Annotated in this window: 17 protein-coding genes; 7 read left to right on the top strand and 10 right to left on the bottom strand. The window is 68.9% G+C overall.

The genetic code is table 11. The features are described 5' to 3' along the window. Genes BN2660_RS12495 through BN2660_RS12485 form a run of 3 tightly spaced genes read right to left on the bottom strand, consistent with a single transcriptional unit; the run spans position 1 to position 2,044 of the window. Positions 1-762 carry an SDR family NAD(P)-dependent oxidoreductase gene (locus BN2660_RS12495; protein WP_091232452.1) on the bottom strand — a complete coding sequence of 254 codons (762 nt, stop codon included), beginning with the start codon at positions 760-762 and terminating at the stop codon, positions 1-3. Next, positions 762-1,238 (bottom strand): dihydrofolate reductase, encoded by a 477-nt coding sequence (locus tag BN2660_RS12490; protein WP_091232449.1) that lies wholly within the window; start codon positions 1,236-1,238, stop codon positions 762-764. The genes BN2660_RS12495 and BN2660_RS12490 overlap by 1 nt, the downstream gene beginning before the upstream one ends. Further along, a complete protein-coding gene (locus BN2660_RS12485) occupies positions 1,235-2,044 on the bottom strand; it encodes a thymidylate synthase (RefSeq protein WP_091232446.1) in 810 nt (269 codons plus the stop codon). Before BN2660_RS12485 ends, BN2660_RS12490 begins: the two co-directional genes overlap by 4 nt. A 95-nt stretch (positions 2,045-2,139) precedes the next feature. On the opposite strand from BN2660_RS12485, the gene BN2660_RS12480 reads away from it, so the two are divergent. From BN2660_RS12480 to BN2660_RS12470, 3 genes are all read left to right on the top strand, one after another. Next, positions 2,140-2,553: a thioredoxin family protein gene (locus tag BN2660_RS12480; RefSeq protein WP_091232443.1), complete on the top strand. Its 414-nt coding sequence runs from the start codon at positions 2,140-2,142 to the stop codon at positions 2,551-2,553. Positions 2,554-2,574: 21 nt separating this feature from the next. Beyond that, on the top strand, positions 2,575-3,144 hold the full coding sequence (locus tag BN2660_RS12475; RefSeq protein WP_091232440.1) for a DUF4395 domain-containing protein: 570 nt from the start codon (positions 2,575-2,577) through the stop codon (positions 3,142-3,144). An 87-nt stretch (positions 3,145-3,231) separates the two neighbouring features. Continuing rightward, positions 3,232-3,657: an OsmC family peroxiredoxin gene (locus BN2660_RS12470; RefSeq protein ID WP_091232439.1), complete on the top strand. Its 426-nt coding sequence runs from the start codon at positions 3,232-3,234 to the stop codon at positions 3,655-3,657. Between the two features lie 2 nt (positions 3,658-3,659). Here BN2660_RS12470 and BN2660_RS12465 read toward each other — a convergent pair whose 3' ends face one another. The 6 genes from BN2660_RS12465 to BN2660_RS12440 form a co-directional block, all read right to left on the bottom strand. Then, positions 3,660-4,091 (bottom strand): hypothetical protein, encoded by a 432-nt coding sequence (locus tag BN2660_RS12465; protein WP_091232436.1) that lies wholly within the window; start codon positions 4,089-4,091, stop codon positions 3,660-3,662. Next, positions 4,091-4,831: a 4-hydroxy-tetrahydrodipicolinate reductase gene (dapB, locus tag BN2660_RS12460; RefSeq protein WP_091232433.1), complete on the bottom strand. Its 741-nt coding sequence runs from the start codon at positions 4,829-4,831 to the stop codon at positions 4,091-4,093. The genes BN2660_RS12465 and dapB overlap by 1 nt, the downstream gene beginning before the upstream one ends. Positions 4,832-4,892: 61 nt before the next feature. Further along, complete coding sequence (locus tag BN2660_RS12455) at positions 4,893-5,495, bottom strand: histidine phosphatase family protein (protein ID WP_091232430.1); 603 nt, start codon at positions 5,493-5,495, stop codon at positions 4,893-4,895. Between the two features lie 79 nt (positions 5,496-5,574). Further along, on the bottom strand, positions 5,575-6,600 hold the full coding sequence (locus tag BN2660_RS12450; protein WP_091232427.1) for an aldo/keto reductase: 1,026 nt from the start codon (positions 6,598-6,600) through the stop codon (positions 5,575-5,577). Positions 6,601-6,817: 217 nt separating this feature from the next. Then, entirely contained in the window at positions 6,818-9,097 is a 2,280-nt protein-coding gene (locus tag BN2660_RS12445) for a polyribonucleotide nucleotidyltransferase (RefSeq protein WP_091232423.1), read from the bottom strand. Between the two features lie 294 nt (positions 9,098-9,391). Beyond that, positions 9,392-11,317, bottom strand: a complete 1,926-nt coding sequence (locus tag BN2660_RS12440) for a GDSL-type esterase/lipase family protein (protein WP_255305156.1) — start codon at positions 11,315-11,317, stop codon at positions 9,392-9,394. 154 nt (positions 11,318-11,471) lie between these two features. Between BN2660_RS12440 and BN2660_RS12435 the strand changes: the two genes are divergently transcribed. Beyond that, positions 11,472-12,044 carry a DedA family protein gene (locus BN2660_RS12435; protein ID WP_255305155.1) on the top strand — a complete coding sequence of 191 codons (573 nt, stop codon included), beginning with the start codon at positions 11,472-11,474 and terminating at the stop codon, positions 12,042-12,044. 39 nt (positions 12,045-12,083) lie between these two features. Continuing rightward, entirely contained in the window at positions 12,084-12,260 is a 177-nt protein-coding gene (locus BN2660_RS16630; protein ID WP_091232420.1) for a DUF5302 domain-containing protein, read from the top strand. A gap of 54 nt (positions 12,261-12,314) precedes the next feature. Here BN2660_RS16630 and BN2660_RS12425 read toward each other — a convergent pair whose 3' ends face one another. Next, the gene (locus BN2660_RS12425; RefSeq protein WP_091232418.1) at positions 12,315-13,754 is read right to left on the bottom strand and encodes a cation:dicarboxylate symporter family transporter; all 1,440 of its coding nucleotides are present in this window, start codon (positions 13,752-13,754) and stop codon (positions 12,315-12,317) included. 160 nt (positions 13,755-13,914) lie between these two features. Between BN2660_RS12425 and BN2660_RS12420 the strand changes: the two genes are divergently transcribed. Next, positions 13,915-15,195, top strand: coding sequence for a sensor histidine kinase (locus BN2660_RS12420; RefSeq protein WP_091232415.1), 1,281 nt, complete (start codon positions 13,915-13,917; stop codon positions 15,193-15,195). After that, positions 15,192-15,887 carry a response regulator gene (locus BN2660_RS12415; protein ID WP_091232413.1) on the top strand — a complete coding sequence of 232 codons (696 nt, stop codon included), beginning with the start codon at positions 15,192-15,194 and terminating at the stop codon, positions 15,885-15,887. Before BN2660_RS12420 ends, BN2660_RS12415 begins: the two co-directional genes overlap by 4 nt. The last annotated feature ends 5 nt before the right edge of the window (positions 15,888-15,892 follow it).

The following is a 15,892-nucleotide window of genomic DNA, read 5'->3' as shown; positions in this document are numbered from 1 at the left end:
TCACACCCTGCCGCGCCGTGCGATGCGCGACGTGAGCGAGCTGGGCAGAAGTCCGGCGAGCAGGACCAGAGCCTTGTAGCGGATCGAGGGCACCGACACTGCGCGGCCTCGTGCGGCGTCACGGAGACCCTCTCGGACGACGGCGGAGGCGTCGAGCCACATGAAGGCGGGAACCCCCTCCTGTCCCGGCGCCAACCCCATGCGCTCGTGGAAGCTCGTGTGGGTGAAGCCCGGGCAGACCGCGGTGACGCTGACGCCGTCGGCGGCGTACTCGGTGTTCGCCCAGCGGCTGAAACCGATCAGCCAGCTCTTGCATGCCGAATAGGTGGATCGCGAGATGAAGCCGGCGACCGACGCGACGTTGATGATGCGGCCGCCGCGGCCGCGCATCGATGACAGCGCGGCGTGCATGAGCCGCATGGATGCCTCGACGTGCAGCCGGAGGTGGCGTACCTCGTCATCGATGTCATTGTCGGCGAACTGCAGCGGCAGGCCGAACCCGGCGTTGTTGATCAGGAGGTCGATCGGATCCGAGAGGTCCCGCAGGCGAGCCGCGACGCGCTCCACCTCACCCTCGTCGGAGAGGTCTGCGGCGATGGTCTCGACCGCGACCCCGTACTCGCTGCGGATGTCGGCCGCGATCTCCGAGAGGTGCTGTTCCGAACGCGCGACGAGCACGAGGTCCGCGCGACGTCGTGCGAGCTGGCGTGCGAACTCGGCGCCGAGTCCGGCACTGGCTCCGGTGATGAGTGCGGTGGGCATCAGCGCTCGTATCCGAGGAATCGATAGCGGATGCCCGTGCGAGATGTCTGCCACTCCCCCGTGTCCACGAGGCGCCATCCTTCCGTCGACGGAGCGTAGGCGTCGCCGTCGACCTCGAGGTCGATCTCGGTCACCTCGAGCCGGTCGGCGTCGGCGATCACCTGCCGGAAGATCTCCGCTCCGCCGATGATCCAGACCTTCTCATGTCCGCGGACGGCGTCCGTGACCGTCGAGGCGCGACGAGCGCCGTCGGCGGCCCAGTCCTGTCGGCGGGTGATGACGATGTTCTCCCTGTCGGGGAGAGGGCGGAACCGCTCGGGCAACGAGTCCCACGTCTTGCGCCCCATGATGACGGGTGCGCCGAGCGTGACCTCCTTGAAATGGGAGAGATCCTCGGGCACGTACCAGGGCATGCCACCGTCGGCGCCGATCACGCCCCCGCGCGCCTCAGCCCACACGAGACCCACCCACGTCATACCGCCACCGCCGCCCTGATCGGCGCGTGGTGCTGGTAGTCCTCGACGACGAAGTCCTCGTAGCGGTAGTCGAGGATCGACTCGGGCGTGCGCGCGAAGCGCAGCGTCGGATACGGGTACGCCTCCCGCGTCAGCTGCTCGCGGACCTGATCGACGTGGTTGTCGTAGATGTGGCAGTCGCCGCCCGTCCACACGAAGTCCCCGGGCTCGAGACCGACCTGCTGCGCCACCATGAGGGTGAGCAGGGCGTAGGACGCGATGTTGAAGGGTACGCCGAGGAAGAGGTCCGCGCTCCGCTGGTAGAGCTGGCACGAGAGCCTGCCGTCTGCGACGTAGAACTGGAAGAGCGCGTGACACGGCGCGAGTGCCATGTCCGGGATGTCGGCCGGGTTCCAGGCCGAGACGATGAGGCGACGGGAGTCCGGCGACCGCCGGATCTGCTCGATGACGTCGGAGAGCTGATCGATGCTGTCCCCGTCCGGAGTCGGCCACGAGCGCCACTGCACGCCGTACACCGGACCGAGGTCACCGGACTCGTCGGCCCATTCGTCCCAGATCGTGACCCCGTTCTCCTGGAGCCAGCGGACGTTCGAGTCACCACGAAGGAACCAGAGCAGTTCGTAGGCGATGGACTTGAAATGCACGCGCTTGGTCGTCACGAGGGGGAATCCCTGGGCGAGGTCGAAGCGGATCTGCCGACCGAAGACGCTCGTGGTCCCGGTGCCGGTGCGATCCGACTTGTGCGTGCCGGTCTCCAGCACGTCACGGAGCAGGTCTTCGTACGGCGTCGGGACGGCTTCGCTCATGCCAGCAAGACTACCCGCCCACCGCCGCATCCGGCCGATCGTCATGCTCCGACACATCGACCTTCCGCCCCCACACAGCGACGTACTCTCTATCCATGTCGCCCGCTGTCGCCCTGGCCATCGCCGCCGCGCTTCTCGCGCTCACGGTCGCGATCGGGCTGCTGCTCAGAAAGCGCGACGGCCGTCGGCGCAGCGCGGGTCACCTGCGGTTCGACACGGCTGACGCCGCGGGCGCGCCGCTCGGCTCCCGGGCCACGCTGGTGCAGTTCAGCACCGAGATGTGCGCGCGCTGCCCGCAGGTGCGCCGCGTGCTCACATCGCACGCAGCGGGGATCGACGGAGTGCGACACGTCGAGATCGACCTCACGCGTCGTCCCGACCTCTCCGCCCGCTATCGAGTGATCCAGACCCCGACCACCTTCGTCGTCGATCGCGACGGGGCGGTGCGCGCGAGATTCCACGGCGTCCCGCAGCAGGATGCCCTGACCGAGGCCCTCGCCGCCGTCTGAGGCGGACCGAACGGAGCAGACATGAGCACACCCGCCGGAATCGACCCCCGTGGTCCGCGATTCGCCGCGACGATCACGTCCGTCCTGCTCCTCGCAGCCACCTTCCTCGCTCTGACCGGCATCTCGACGGCGATGTCCTACGGCTGGTTCGCCTACCAGCCGCTGGCACGGTCGGGATTCATCGTCGCCGAAGGGTCCGCCGTCGCCGCCGCATCACCGCTCCAGCGGGCCCAAGACCCCGGCTTCCTGTTCACGGTCGTGATCGCATTGCTCTTCCTGTGGAGCGTCGTCTCGCCGAGCACCGCACCCTGGGGCGTCATCTTCCGTCGGTTCGTGCGGCCGCACCTCGCCCCGCCGACGGAGCTGGAGGATCCTCGCCCGCCGCGCTTCGCTCAGGGCGTCGGACTCGTCGTGGTCGGTGTCGGCCTCGCCCTGCACCTGCTCGGTGTGCCGTGGGCCCTGCCCGTCGCGACGGCCGCCGCCTTCGTCGCCGCCTTCCTCAACGCGACGTTCGCCTTCTGCCTCGGATGCCAGATCTATCTCCTCCTGCAGCGCGCGGGCCTCCTCGGTCGTCCCGCATCCGCCGCCTGAGTACGGTTCCGCGCGAGGCACCCGCTCGCTAGGCTGGCCGCAGATGCGGTCCGCACACCGAGCGGCGCGTGGAGAACCGGAGGAATCATGACCGTCACCAGCGAAGCGACCACCACCTGGACCGGCTCCCTCGCGGAAGGGTCGGGAACCGTCGCATTCTCCTCCTCGAAGCTCGGCACCTTCCCGATCAACTGGAAGGCGCGCAGCGAGGGCAGCGACACCACGACCACGCCGGAGGAGCTGATCGCCGCGGCGCACGCCTCCTGCTTCAGCATGGCGCTCTCCCACGCGCTCTCCGAGAACGGCACGCCTCCCGAGCGCGTTAACACCAGCGCCTCCGTGACGTTCAAGCCCGGGGTCGGGATCACCGGCAGCCACCTGAACGTGAACGCGACCGTGCCGGGACTCTCGCCGGAAGCGTTCCAGGAGATCGCGGACGATGCGAAGACCGGCTGCCCGGTCTCTCAGGCCCTGGCCGGCATCGAGATCACGCTCGAAGCGACGCTCGCCTGAGATCAGCGGGCGAGACGGATCGCTTCGCGGATGCTGGCGCGAGCGTCCTTGCGGTGACCGGACGCGTCCTGGACCACACCGAGGCGGTACCGTGCACGCCAATCGTCGGGGGCGGCATCCGCGTCAGCCGCGTACCTCGCGATCAGCGCGTCGGCGTCTGACCGCGCGACGCGTCCGCTCGGGGTGAGTTCCGTCTCGACCGGGGGCATGCCGCCTTCCCCGTCGAGCTGTCGCCCCAGGCGATCCGCGGCGAACCCGAACTGCATCTCGCGAACGAGGGCCCATGCGCCGACCGGGGCCAGGACGATCAGCGCGACACCCATCCCGATCGACACCGCGGTGCCGACGGCGAAGAACATCACGGCGAGCCATACGGCCACCGCCAGGTAGACGAGCAGCGCGGCACCCATGAGAGCGACGCCGATGCGCGACATCACGAGCGGAGGCCGAGGTCGATCATGCTCTCGAGGCCGATGACGACGCCCTCGGCCCGGGCAGCGTGAGGGACGGCGAGACGGATGCCGGGCGCGTACGCCAGCGCCGGCTCCACGGTGTCGTGGGTGAAGGTCAGCGACTCGCCGGGACCGGAGAGGATGACCTCCTGCTTGGCGATCACGCCCGGCCGACGCAGCGAATGGATCGGCACACTGCCCACCTGCTGACCGCGCGCGCGCTGGTCCGCGTGCGGAGCGCTCACCGGTCCCACGTCGGCGCGCGCCGCCGCGATGAGCTCCGCCGTGCGCACGGCTGTGCCGCTCGGCGAGTCGACCTTCTTCTCATGGTGCGCCTCGACGATCTCCGCAGAGTCGAAGAAGGGAGCCGCCGCGGCCGCCAGCGCAGACCCGAGGACGGAGCCGAGGGAGAAGTTCGGGATGAAGACGGCACCGGTGCCTGCCTCCTCGACGAGCGGTCGGACAAACGCGATCCGCTCCGCCGACCAGCCCGAGGTCGCGACGAGGACGTTGATCCTGCGCTCGATCGCTGCCCGGACGACGTCGATGCTGACCTGCGGTGTCGTCGCGTCGATCACCAGGTCGGCACCGTCGAGCTCGCCGAGATCGCTGCGTGAGGTGAGCACTCGGGTGACCTCGAATCCGTCGAGGTCTCCGATCACTCCGTGGATGATGGAGCCGAGCTTCCCGGATCCGCCGACGAGTGCTACCTGCGTGGTCATGGATCCAGTCTATTTCCCGCGCAGGCCCCGCCTTGGGGCGGCTGGCCGGTCGGCGCGGGAATCAGACGGGCATCGTGTCGGGGATGCCCGTGCGCAGTTCGACGGGCAGATGCCCCGTGTCGTTGTGCGTCAGCAGAGTCCAGGGTCTCCCCTGCTTCTGCGCGATGATCGTCAGACCGCAGTGAGCCTGGTTCAGGGTCATCCATCGCCACTCGGGAGCTCCGAGGACTTCTCGGACGAACCAGGAGATCACGAAGTTGTGGGTGATGAGCACCTCATGGACATCCCCGGGTTTGCGCACCAGGAACTCGTTCATCGCGTCGGACATCTGCGCACGTCCGGCTTCGATCTCCGCCTCGGTGACCGAGCCGAAGAACGGCTCGAAGGCGGCAGGCGTCTCCTCGGTCATCCCCGTCGGCACGCAATCGAACAATAGGGCGGTCGGCTCGGGATCCACCGAGGGCAGCCGCTCCGCGATCGCGCGGGCGGTCTCGTCCGCACGCAGGAGCGGCGAGTGCCAGACGGCGTCGAGAGGCAGTCCCGAGAGGCGGTCTGCGATGAGCTCAGCCTGCCTCCGACCACGGGGCGAGAGTGGACCGTCGGTGAGACCGTGCTCGGCGTCCTGGTGTTCGCCATGCCTGACCAGATATATGTAATGCGTCACAAACTCGCTCGCTTCATCGACAGCGCTTGCCGGATCCCTTCCACCCTATGTCAGGTGGCCGGAGAAGCCGGGAGGACGCTCAGTTGCCCGCCCGGGTCAGTTCGGCGACCTGTGCGCGGGAGAGGGTCACGCCGGCACCCTGCATGAGTTCGTCGACGTGCTCCGTCGCGAACGTGTTCACGATCGGTGCCACGACGGTCCGCTGGGCGATCAGCCAGGCGATGGAGACCGCCGCGACCGGGACGTCGAGCTCGTCGGCCACCTGATCGAGTGACCGCAGGATCTTGATGCCCCGCCGATTCAGCTGCCCCCGCAGCTGCTCCCCACGCACGCCCCGCGAAGCCACCGCCCTGCTGCGGTGCCGCCCGGAGAGGAACCCGTGCTCGAGGGCATGAGACGGAGTCACCGCGAGGTTCTGCGCCCCCGCGACGAGTCGCAGGTCGCCCTCGAACGGCTGGCGACGCACGAGGTTGTACGGCGAGTCGATCACCTCGATGCGGGGATAGCCCGCTGAGGCGAGGATGCGGGCTTCGACCAGGCGCTCCGGCGCGAAGCCGAACGCCCCGACCGCTCCGATCTTGCCCGCCTCCGTGAGCCACTCGACGGTCGCCAGCGTGTCTTCGAGGTTGGTCGTGACATCGAGCGTCGCATCGAGATAGAGGACATCGATGCGATCGACGCCGAGCCTGGTCAGTGACCCTTCGACGGCGCGGACGAGGTTGACCGACCCGAGACCCGGGTTGTCTGCGTGGGCTCCGATCCGAACGCTGAGGAGCGTCCTGTCGCGCTGTCCTCGCGAGCGCAGCCACTGCCCGATGATGTGCTCGCTGCGCCCACCCGAGAAGCCGTCGGCGGTGTGGACGGCGTTGCCCCCGAACTCGACGTAGCGGTCGAGGATTCCGTGACTCGTCTCGAGATCGACGTTCCAGCCGAACTCGGCCGCACCGAGCATGAGGGGGAAGGTATCGTGGCCCGTTTCGCCCAGGGGGACGCGGATGCTCTCTCCTATGCCGGGGCCGACGATCGGGATGGGAGCGGACGGGTGCTCGGTCGTCTCGGGCGCACGCTCGTCCGAGGCTCCTGCGCCTACGCTGAACAACCGCATTTCCTCACCCCCGCGTCGATCGGTGCGTTCCGACCTGCGTCACAACTGGAATTGCACCCCCCGGTGCGTACTTCGAGGGTATGCGAGATCGCCGAACGCGCCGACCAATCCGGGGAACGGCGGGAAAACTCCGCATAACGGTTTGGTCACATCGAAGACGACGGAAGCCCGGGGCCATCACGTGGATGGACCCGGGCTCCCGGTGCAGCCGTGGCGCTTACTCGGCGGCGGAATCCTCTGCAGGAGCCTCATCGGCCGCAGCAGGAGCCTCGTCGATGACGGGCTCCAGCGACAGCTTGCCGCGGTCGTCGATCTTCGTGATCTTCACGAGGATCTTCTGGCCGACCGACAGGACGTCATCGACGTTCTCGACGCGCTTGCCACCGGCGAGCTTGCGCACCTCGGTGACGTGCAGCAGGCCGTCCTTGCCGGGGAGCAGCGAGACGAACGCTCCGAACGTCGCGATCTTCACGACGGTTCCGAGGAACTGCTCGCCGACCTCGGGGTTGGTCGGGTTGGCGATCGCGTTGACCTGAGCGCGGGCGGCCTCTGCCGAGGGGCCGTCGGTCGCGCCGATGTAGACGGTGCCGTCCTCCTCGATGGAGATCTGAGCGCCGGTCTCGTCCTGGATCGCGTTGATCGTCTTGCCCTTCGGGCCGATCAGCTCGCCGATCTTGTCGACCGGGATCTGCACGCTGATGACGCGCGGCGCGGTCGGCGCCATCTCGTCGGGGGCGTCGATCGCGGCGTTCAGGACGTTGAGGATCGTGAGGCGGGCCTCACGGGCCTGGGTCAGCGCGCCCGCGAGCACCGACGACGGGATGCCGTCGAGCTTCGTGTCGAGCTGGATCGCCGTGACGAACTCGCTGGTGCCGGCGACCTTGAAGTCCATGTCGCCGAGCGCGTCCTCGGCACCGAGGATGTCGGTGAGTGCGGCGTAGCGCGTCTCACCGTCGACCTGGTCGGAGACGAGACCCATCGCGATGCCGGCGACGGCTGCGCGCAGCGGCACACCCGCGTTCAGCAGCGACAGGGTCGATGCGCAGACGGAGCCCATCGACGTCGAGCCGTTCGAGCTCAGCGCCTCGGACACCTGGCGGATCGCATAGGGGAACTCCTCGCGGCTCGGCAGCACCGGCACGAGTGCGCGCTCGGCCAGGAAGCCGTGCCCGATCTCGCGACGCTTCGGCGACCCGACACGGCCGGTCTCACCGGTCGAGTAGGGCGGGAAGTTGTAGTGGTGCATGTAGCGCTTGCTCGTCGTGGGCGACAGCGAGTCGATCTGCTGCTCCATCTTGAGCATGTTCAGCGTGGTGACGCCCATGATCTGGGTCTCGCCGCGCTGGAAGATCGCCGAGCCGTGCACGCGCGGGATGACCTGCACCTCTGCGTCCAGCGGACGGATGTCCGCCAGGCCACGACCGTCCATGCGCACGCTCTCCGTGAGGATGCGACCGCGGACGATCTTCTTCGTGACCGACTTGTAGGCCGCGGAGAACTCGAGGGGAGCGCCCGCGGGCAGGTTGCCTGCCTCGACCGCTTCGATGAGCTGTGCCTTGACGCGGTCCTTGACGGCGTCGTCGGCGGCCTGACGCTCCTGCTTGTCGGCGATCTGGTAGACGTTCACCAGGTCGTCGTAGGAGCGCTCGGCCACGAAGTCGTAGACCTCGCTGGAGTACGGCGGGAAGACCGGGTACACACCCGGCTCCTTCGACGCGGTGGCGGCGAGCTCTGCCTGAGCCTTGACGAGCTGGGCGATGAACGGCTTGGACGCCTCGAGGCCCTGCGCGACGACTGCCTCGTCGGGCTTCGTGGCGCCGGCCTTGATCAGGTTCCAGCTGCCCTCGGTGGCCTCGGCCTCGACCATCATGATCGCGACGTCCTCGGAGCCGTCGGCCTTGGTGACGACACGGCCGGCGACGATGAGGTCGAACACGGCCTCGCTGACCTGCTCGGCCGTCGGGAACGCGACCCACTGGTCCGCGTGGTCCCCGTGACCCGGGATGAACGCGAGGCGCACACCGGCGACGGGGCCGGAGAACGGCAGACCCGAGATCTGGGTCGACGCGGAGGCCGCGTTGATCGCGAGTGCGTCGTAGAACTCACCGGGAGCGATCGAGAGGACCGTGATGACGATCTGGACCTCGTTGCGGAGACCGTCGACGAACGACGGGCGCAGCGGACGGTCGATGAGACGGCAGACGAGGATCGCCTCGGTGGAGGGGCGGCCCTCACGACGGAAGAACGAGCCGGGGATCTTGCCGGCGGCGTAGGAGCGCTCTTCGACGTCGACCGTCAGCGGGAAGAAGTCGAAGCCTTCGCGCGGGTGCTTGCCCGCGCTCGTGGCCGAGAGGAGCATGGTCTCGCCGTCGAGGTACGCGGCGACTGCGCCCTGAGCCTGCTGCGCGAGGCGGCCGGTCTCGAAGCGGATGGTGCGGGTGCCGAAGCGGCCGTTGTCGAGAACGGCCTCGGTGGCGGTGATTTCAGGACCTTCCAAGAGGTCTCTCCTTCTTTGTTTAGACTCGCGAATCCGTGTGACGCGCGAGCGTGTTCATGAAGGAGCGGATGCAGCCGGATACGGGCGCGCGGGCAATCCCGCGAATGTCACCTGCGCTGGCCACCAGTAGAAAGCCACCCGACGACCCGCCGAGGAACCCACCACAGGGGACCAGCTCTCCGCCGATCGCTCCATGAGTCGATATGAAGTTGTGCGATCGACACGCGTCGATCCCTCCCACCCTACCAGCGACCGTCCAGAAACCGCGGTGGCGCGGATGTCGGACTGCACCGGTCAGGACACCGGGACATCGCTCCGCGACGAGGAGCGACCGAGGTACACGTAGTCGTCGTGCTTGGCCACCCGCCCGTCCCCCGCAGCGCGCCCATGCAATCGCCGCCACACCCAGGGCAGCGCGTGTCGCCGCCACCAGAGACCGGCCCCGAGGGACTCGTTCTCGTGGAGGGCTGCGTCCAGCGCGCCGAGAGCGTCCGCGTCCGGAACCCCGAGGACCTCGCCTGCGCGGTACGCGAGCAGACGATGTCCGCGGCTGCTGAGGTGGACGAGGTCCTCGCCCCAGTTGGGCCGGTCGGGCAGCGTCGGGTGCATGTCGGTGTCGATGAGGATCGCTCCGGTGCGCTTCGCGACCCCGGCCAGAGCCGTGGCGAAGGCCGAGAATCGCCGCGTGTAGATGCCTGCCGCTCGCCGCCGGGGCAGGAACGGCGTCACGAGGAGAACATCGGCCCCGGTCTCGCGGAGCTTCGCGACGGCATCCTCGATCTGAGCCGCCAGCGAGCGCACGTCCGCCGATCGACCGACGAGGTCATTGGCCCCGACGAGGATCGAGACGAGGTCCGGACGGAGTTCGAGCGCTCGCGCGAGCTGCGGGCCGCAGACATCCCGCACCCGCTTCGAGCGGATGGCGAGGTTCGCGTAGTGGAGGCCGCCGCGGGCGGCGAGGAGAAGCGCGAGGCGATCGGCCCAGCCGCGGAGTGCACCGTCCGGGGCGGGATCGCACAGCCCCTCCGTGAGCGAGTCCCCCAGCGCGACGTAGCGCTGCCATCGGCGCTGCTGCACGGGAGGTGTGCGTTCGGGGCGGGTCGCGCGCCGAGCACGGAGGGCGGCGTCGACTCCTCTGAGGGTCCGTGCCTCCTCGAAGTGTCCGAGGAGCTGGTCGCACACGCTGGCCCAGCTCCGACCCTGGACCGCCTCGTGGCCCGCCTGACCGAAGGCCCGACGCTTGCGACCGTCTCCGGTGAGATCTGCGACACGCATGCGGAGATCGGCGAGGTCACCCGGCCGGTAGAGCCAGCCGTCGATCCCCATGCGCACCAGGTCCAGCGGGCCGCCCCGTCCGGTCGCCACCACGGGGACACCGCTCGCGTGGGCCTCCTGCAGCGTCTGGCCGAACGTCTCGCTCTCGCCGGGGTGCACGAACACGTCGAAGGAGGCCAGCGCCGCGGCGAGCGCGTCGCCGTCGAGGTGCCCGAGGAAGAGCGCTCCGGGAAGAGCGGCCTCGAGCTTCGCGCGGCTCGGCCCGTCGCCCACGATCACCAGCCGAGTGCCCGGGATGTCTCGCAGAGCGGCGAGATCCTCGACCTGCTTCTCGGGGGCGAGACGTCCGACGTAGCCGATCACGACCTCGGCTCCCCAGTGCGCACGAAGGGCGGCGCTGCGCCGTGAGGGGTGGAAGCGCTCGGCATCCACGCCTCTCCCCCACCGACGCACCCTGTCGACGCCGAGCGAGGCGAGCTGCTGCGCGGAATCCTCCGACGGTGCGAGCGTGAGTGTCGCCCGGCGGTGCAGCCGTGCGATGTGGGATTGGGCGATCCCGGTCGTCGCCGGGATCCGGTAGCGCTCGGTGTAGGCGGCGACGTCTGTCTGATAGGCCGCGACGGCGGCGACATCGAGCCGCTCGGCGGCGAGCGCCCCTCGCCAACCGAGCGCGAAGGGCGATGCGAGGTGCACGACGTCCGGCTCGAATCTGCGGAGGGAGGCGGCTACCCGATGCGCGGGAGAGGTCCCCACGCGGACGTTGCGGTACCCGGGCAGCGCGAGGCTGGGGATGCTCTCGACGGCCGCGCCGTGCACGTGCGCCGGGATGCCCGCGGCATCCGGGGCGATGACGTGCGCGTCGTGGCCTGTTCGTTCGAGGTGCCTGAGGATCTGCATCACCGATCCCGTCACACCGTTCATGTGCGGAAGGAAGGACTCTGTCACGATCGCGACTCTCACCCCCTCAGGATGCAGCGACGGCGTCACGAGGGAGGCGCGAATCGGTCGCGGGCACCAGAAGTTCACCGGATGCTGGAGCGCTGGTCACCGGCTATCCGTGATTTGGTTCCCGTTCACCTCCGCCGCGCACTGTGGAGGGGTGCCGACCGACCTGCTGACGGGCCCCTGGGCTCTCGCCGTCATGGGGCTGCTGGTGCTCGGAGACTCGTTCTTCGTGATCGTGCCGGGTGAGATCGCCGTCACGGCGCTCGGCGCGATCTCCTCTGCATCGGGATCTCCTCCCCTCTGGGCGGTGATCGTCTGCGCTGCCGCGGCTGCAGCGGCGGGAGACGCCGCCTGCTATCTGATCGGCCGTACGGTGGGGACCGAGCGCTGGCGCTGGATGCGGGGGCGCAAGGTGCGTCAGGCCCTCGAATGGGCACGGCGGCGACTCGACGGCGGTACCGCGACCGTGCTCTTCACCGCACGCTTCGTCCCCTTCGCCCGTCTGGCCATCAATCTGGTCGCCGGCGCTTCGGGCATCCACCCCGTCCGCTATCTCTGCCTCGTCGGACTCGCCGCTCTCGGCTGGGCCGCGTATCAGGCGTCGGTGGGAGCCATCGTGGCCGCTCTGGTCCCCGGAGGGCCGGTGGTCGCGGTCATCGTGTCGGTGGTCGTGGCCGTCGGCCTCGGGGCGGTGATCGACCTCGCCACGCGGCGAGCGCGCAGGTGAGCCTGACGCACGTCGGAGGCGTGCCCTAGGCTGGCGGGCATGAGCACCGAAGAAGGCGCCTCCTCCTCCGAGGAGATGAAGCGCAAGTTCAAGGAAGCGCTCGAGAAGAAGAACGCGCACCACCGGCAGGGCGAGGCCCATCTGGACGGCGACTCCGCCGTCCACGGTGCGCCCGCCCCGCAGACGCGGCGCGAGTTCCGACGCAAGAGCGGTTGACCGCACGGATGCGGGAGCCGGACAGCCGGCTCCCGCATCCCCTCTTCGGCCGGATCAGCGCCGGTCGGCACGCAGTCGGGCCCGCTCCTCCTTCGCGGCCATCTCGTCGACAGCCGAGTCCTTGAGTCCCTGGATGTCGACCGCCTGCTTCTCATCGGCCATCCCGTGCTCGTCGACTCCGTCCAGGAGCGACTCGTCGAACGGCAGCTCACCGCTGAGCACCTGGCCCACTCGATCACGATCGATCTGCCGCGTCCAGGTGCCGATGAGGAGGGTGGCGACGGCGTTGCCCGTGAAGTTCGTCAGCGCCCGCCCCTCGGACATGAAACGGTCGATCCCCACGATCACGCCGACACCGTCGACGAGGTCGGGTCGGTACGCCTGCAGACCCCCGGCGAGCGTGGCCAGTCCCGCACCGGTGACACCGGCCGCACCCTTGCTCGCGATGATCATGAACACCAGCAGACCGATCTGCTCGCCGATCGACATCGGCTGCCCCATCCCCGTGGCGATGAACAGCGACGCCATGGTGAGGTAGATCGCCGTGCCGTCGAGGTTGAACGAGTAGCCGGTAGGCACCGTGATGCCCACGACGGGCTTGGACACCCCGACGTGCTCCATCTTGGCGATCAACCGCGGCAGTGCGGACTCCGACGACGACGTGCCGACGATCAGGAGGTACTCCCGGGCCAGGTACTTGATGAGGCTGAAGATGTTCACGCGCGTCACCGCGTACAGGAGCACACCGAGCACGACGACGATGAACAGGATGCACGTGATGTAGAACGCGACCATCAGGACCCCGAGGCTCCAGATCGCCGCGGCGCCGGTCTTCCCCACCACGGCGGCGATCGCTCCGAACGCGCCGAGCGGAGCCAGCCACAGGATCATCCCGAGGATGCGGAAGACGAGCTTCTGCAGGTTCTTCACCGCGTCCATGATCGGCGCGCCCTTCTCGCCGAGGCCCTGCAGCGCGAAGCCCACCAGCAGCGCGACGAACAGCACCTGCAGGACGCTCTCGCCCGTGAAGGCGGAGAAGAACGTGGTGGGGATGATGCCGAGGATGAACTCCGTGGTGGTCTTCGCCTCGGTCTCGGTCGCGTCGTACGACGAGCTCGCCATGTCGAGTCCGGCACCGGGGTGGATGATGTTGCCGACGACCAGCCCGATCGCCAGAGCGAACGTGGACATCACCATGAAGTACAGAAGTGCGAGACCGCCGATCTTGCCGACGGTCGCCGCCTTGGCGATCGACCCGACGCCGACCACGATCGTGCAGAAGATGATGGGCGCGATCATCATCTTGATCAGCGACACGAAGCCCTTCCCGATCGGCTCGAGCGACTGCCCGACCTCCGGGGCGAGAAGCCCGACGGCGGCGCCGAGCACCACCGCGATGATCACGGACACGTAGAGCCACGTGTGCCGATCCCAGGCCTGCTTGCCACGCCGCCAGTGGAATCCGGGAAGTGAGAACCCCGTCGTGATGGCCATGTGTTTCCTCCTCGATCATGAACGTCGTCGTCTCATGTCCGCCGGCGTCGTCGCCGTCGGTAGGCTCACCGTCGCCGACTTCGCATCGCCGCGCCATTTGTGGTCGTATTGGTCACTACCGTGATCAGGATCCGAGGTCGAGAATGATCGGGAGGATGCGATGAGACGCGCGCGCGAGACCCGCAGCACCGCCTCGCGGGTCTTCGTGGTGCTCCTCGTCACGACCGTGCTGGTGGGGGCACTGGTGGCGGTGTTCCTCGTGATCGAGGCGCAGCGAGCGACGCACGCCGAGGCAGAACGGGCGACGTCGGTCTCCGCCGTGTCACTGGCCACCTCGCCGCTCGTCATCGACGCTCTGGAGCGCGGGGATGCAGCCGCTGCCACGCAGATCCTCGAGCCGTACGTGATGGATATCGTCGAGGCCGCCGACCTCGACTTCATCACCACCATGACGACGTCGGGCGTGCGACTCACCCACCCCGACCCCGAGCGGATCGGCGGGCGGTACCTCGGAACGATACCTTCGTCGCCCCAGACCCTCACCGAGGTCTTCACCGGGACCTTGGGGCCTTCCGTCCGCACCATCGTCCCCGTGCTCTCGTCGGACGACGCGCTGATCGGGTGGGTCTCCGCAGGTGTGACCACCGAGACGATCTCGGAGACCCTGCTGCGCCGCCTTCCGCTGACGCTCGGCATCACGTCGGGTCTCGTGGCACTGGGCACGCTGGGCGCCTGGGCCGCGCGCAGGATGACCCGACGGATCGCGGGAGATCTCCCTCCCGGTCAGGTCCGGGACGCCGTGGCGTCATACGAATCGCTGCGCACGCTCGGCGAGGCCCTTCGGGCGCAGACCCACGAGCACGGCAACCGGATGCATACGGCGGTCGCGCTGCTCGAACTGGGTCGCACGGACGAGGCCATCGAGATACTCACCGAGACGTCGCGCCAGAGCCAGTCGCTCGTCGACCAGGTGACGGCTCGACGGTCAGGAGATCCGGTCGTGGGTGCCCTTCTGCTCGGCAAGGCATCGCAGGCCAAGGAACGCGGAATCGACTGGCGGGTCCGCATCGAACCCGACACGCCGCCGTCGCCCCTCTCGCCCGTCGACAGCGTCGCCGTCGTCGGGAACCTCATCGACAACGCGATGGACGCGGCGGCGCACGCCGTGGAGAGATGGGTGGAGGTCGTCATCGAGCCGTCCGCCGAGCGGGGTATCGTGCTGCGGGTGTCCGACAGCGGAGAGGGCGTGCCGCCGGAGCTGCGGGAGCGGATCTTCACCAACGGCTTCTCCACGAAGCCCGCTGACGCTCACGGGCGCGGCGTGGGTCTCGCACTCGTCCGCTCGATCGTCATCGGCGTCGGCGGGACGGTCGAGGTCACGTCGGACCCCACCTCCTTCCGCGTGCTGCTGCCACCTGCGCGCGGGCGAGGACGATCATGATCCGCACACTCATCGTCGACGACGACGCCCTGACGCTCGAGCTCCACCGCACGTACCTCGAGCGGATCGACGGCTTCGTCGTGCGCGGCGAGTGCTCGGGGGCCCGAGCCGCACTGAATGCGGTGCTCGAGCAGCCGCGCGACGAGCCCTTCGACCTGGTGCTCCTGGACATCACGATGCCGGACGGTTCCGGCATCGACGTCCTGCGCACCCTGCGGGCACGGTCGGCGGCCGTGGACGTCATCGCCATCACCGGCGTTCGCGACGCGGACACCGTGCGGCAGATGGCGGCGCTCGGCGTCCACACCTACCTCGTGAAGCCGTTCCCCTTCGCCGTGTTCCGCGAACGCCTGACCGCGTATCGGGAGCACCGCGAGCACGCACGGGCGACCGACGGAGAGGCCACGCAAGCGGAGATCGATGCGCTTCTCGGTCGAGGGACAGGAACCATCGCCCTCCCGAAGGGCCTGTCCGCCGCCACCCTCCAGGCCGTGACCGCTGAGCTCCGCGCCGGCGCTGCCCTGTCGGCGAGCGAGGCGGCCGACCGCCTCGGTATGTCCCGTGTCTCGGCCCGCCGCTACCTGGAGCACCTCGCGGCCGAGGGGATCGTCGCCCGCGGAGCGCGATATGGGGCCCGCGGGCGACCGGAGACCGAGTACCGCTGGAACCGCCGGGCCGATCCGGATCTCTGACCTAC

The sequence above is a fragment of the Microbacterium sp. 3J1 genome (assembly GCF_001049495.1).
GTDB lineage: Bacteria > Actinomycetota > Actinomycetes > Actinomycetales > Microbacteriaceae > Microbacterium.
This window is presented reverse-complemented; position numbering and strand designations above follow the sequence as displayed.

Bases quoted from the DNA above. Each gene is read 5' to 3' on its own strand.
- BN2660_RS12495 (WP_091232452.1), bottom strand. From the start codon at position 762: ATGCCCACCGCACTCATCACCGGAGCCAGTGCCGGACTCGGCGCCGAG.
- BN2660_RS12490 (WP_091232449.1), bottom strand. From the start codon at position 1,238: ATGACGTGGGTGGGTCTCGTGTGGGCTGAGGCGCGCGGGGGCGTGATC.
- BN2660_RS12485 (WP_091232446.1), bottom strand. From the start codon at position 2,044: ATGAGCGAAGCCGTCCCGACGCCGTACGAAGACCTGCTCCGTGACGTG.
- BN2660_RS12480 (WP_091232443.1), top strand. From the start codon at position 2,140: ATGTCGCCCGCTGTCGCCCTGGCCATCGCCGCCGCGCTTCTCGCGCTC.
- BN2660_RS12475 (WP_091232440.1), top strand. From the start codon at position 2,575: ATGAGCACACCCGCCGGAATCGACCCCCGTGGTCCGCGATTCGCCGCG.
- BN2660_RS12470 (WP_091232439.1), top strand. From the start codon at position 3,232: ATGACCGTCACCAGCGAAGCGACCACCACCTGGACCGGCTCCCTCGCG.
- BN2660_RS12465 (WP_091232436.1), bottom strand. From the start codon at position 4,091: ATGTCGCGCATCGGCGTCGCTCTCATGGGTGCCGCGCTGCTCGTCTAC.
- dapB (WP_091232433.1), bottom strand. From the start codon at position 4,831: ATGACCACGCAGGTAGCACTCGTCGGCGGATCCGGGAAGCTCGGCTCC.
- BN2660_RS12450 (WP_091232427.1), bottom strand. From the start codon at position 6,600: ATGCGGTTGTTCAGCGTAGGCGCAGGAGCCTCGGACGAGCGTGCGCCC.
- BN2660_RS16630 (WP_091232420.1), top strand. From the start codon at position 12,084: ATGAGCACCGAAGAAGGCGCCTCCTCCTCCGAGGAGATGAAGCGCAAG.
- BN2660_RS12425 (WP_091232418.1), bottom strand. From the start codon at position 13,754: ATGGCCATCACGACGGGGTTCTCACTTCCCGGATTCCACTGGCGGCGT.
- BN2660_RS12420 (WP_091232415.1), top strand. From the start codon at position 13,915: ATGAGACGCGCGCGCGAGACCCGCAGCACCGCCTCGCGGGTCTTCGTG.
- BN2660_RS12415 (WP_091232413.1), top strand. From the start codon at position 15,192: ATGATCCGCACACTCATCGTCGACGACGACGCCCTGACGCTCGAGCTC.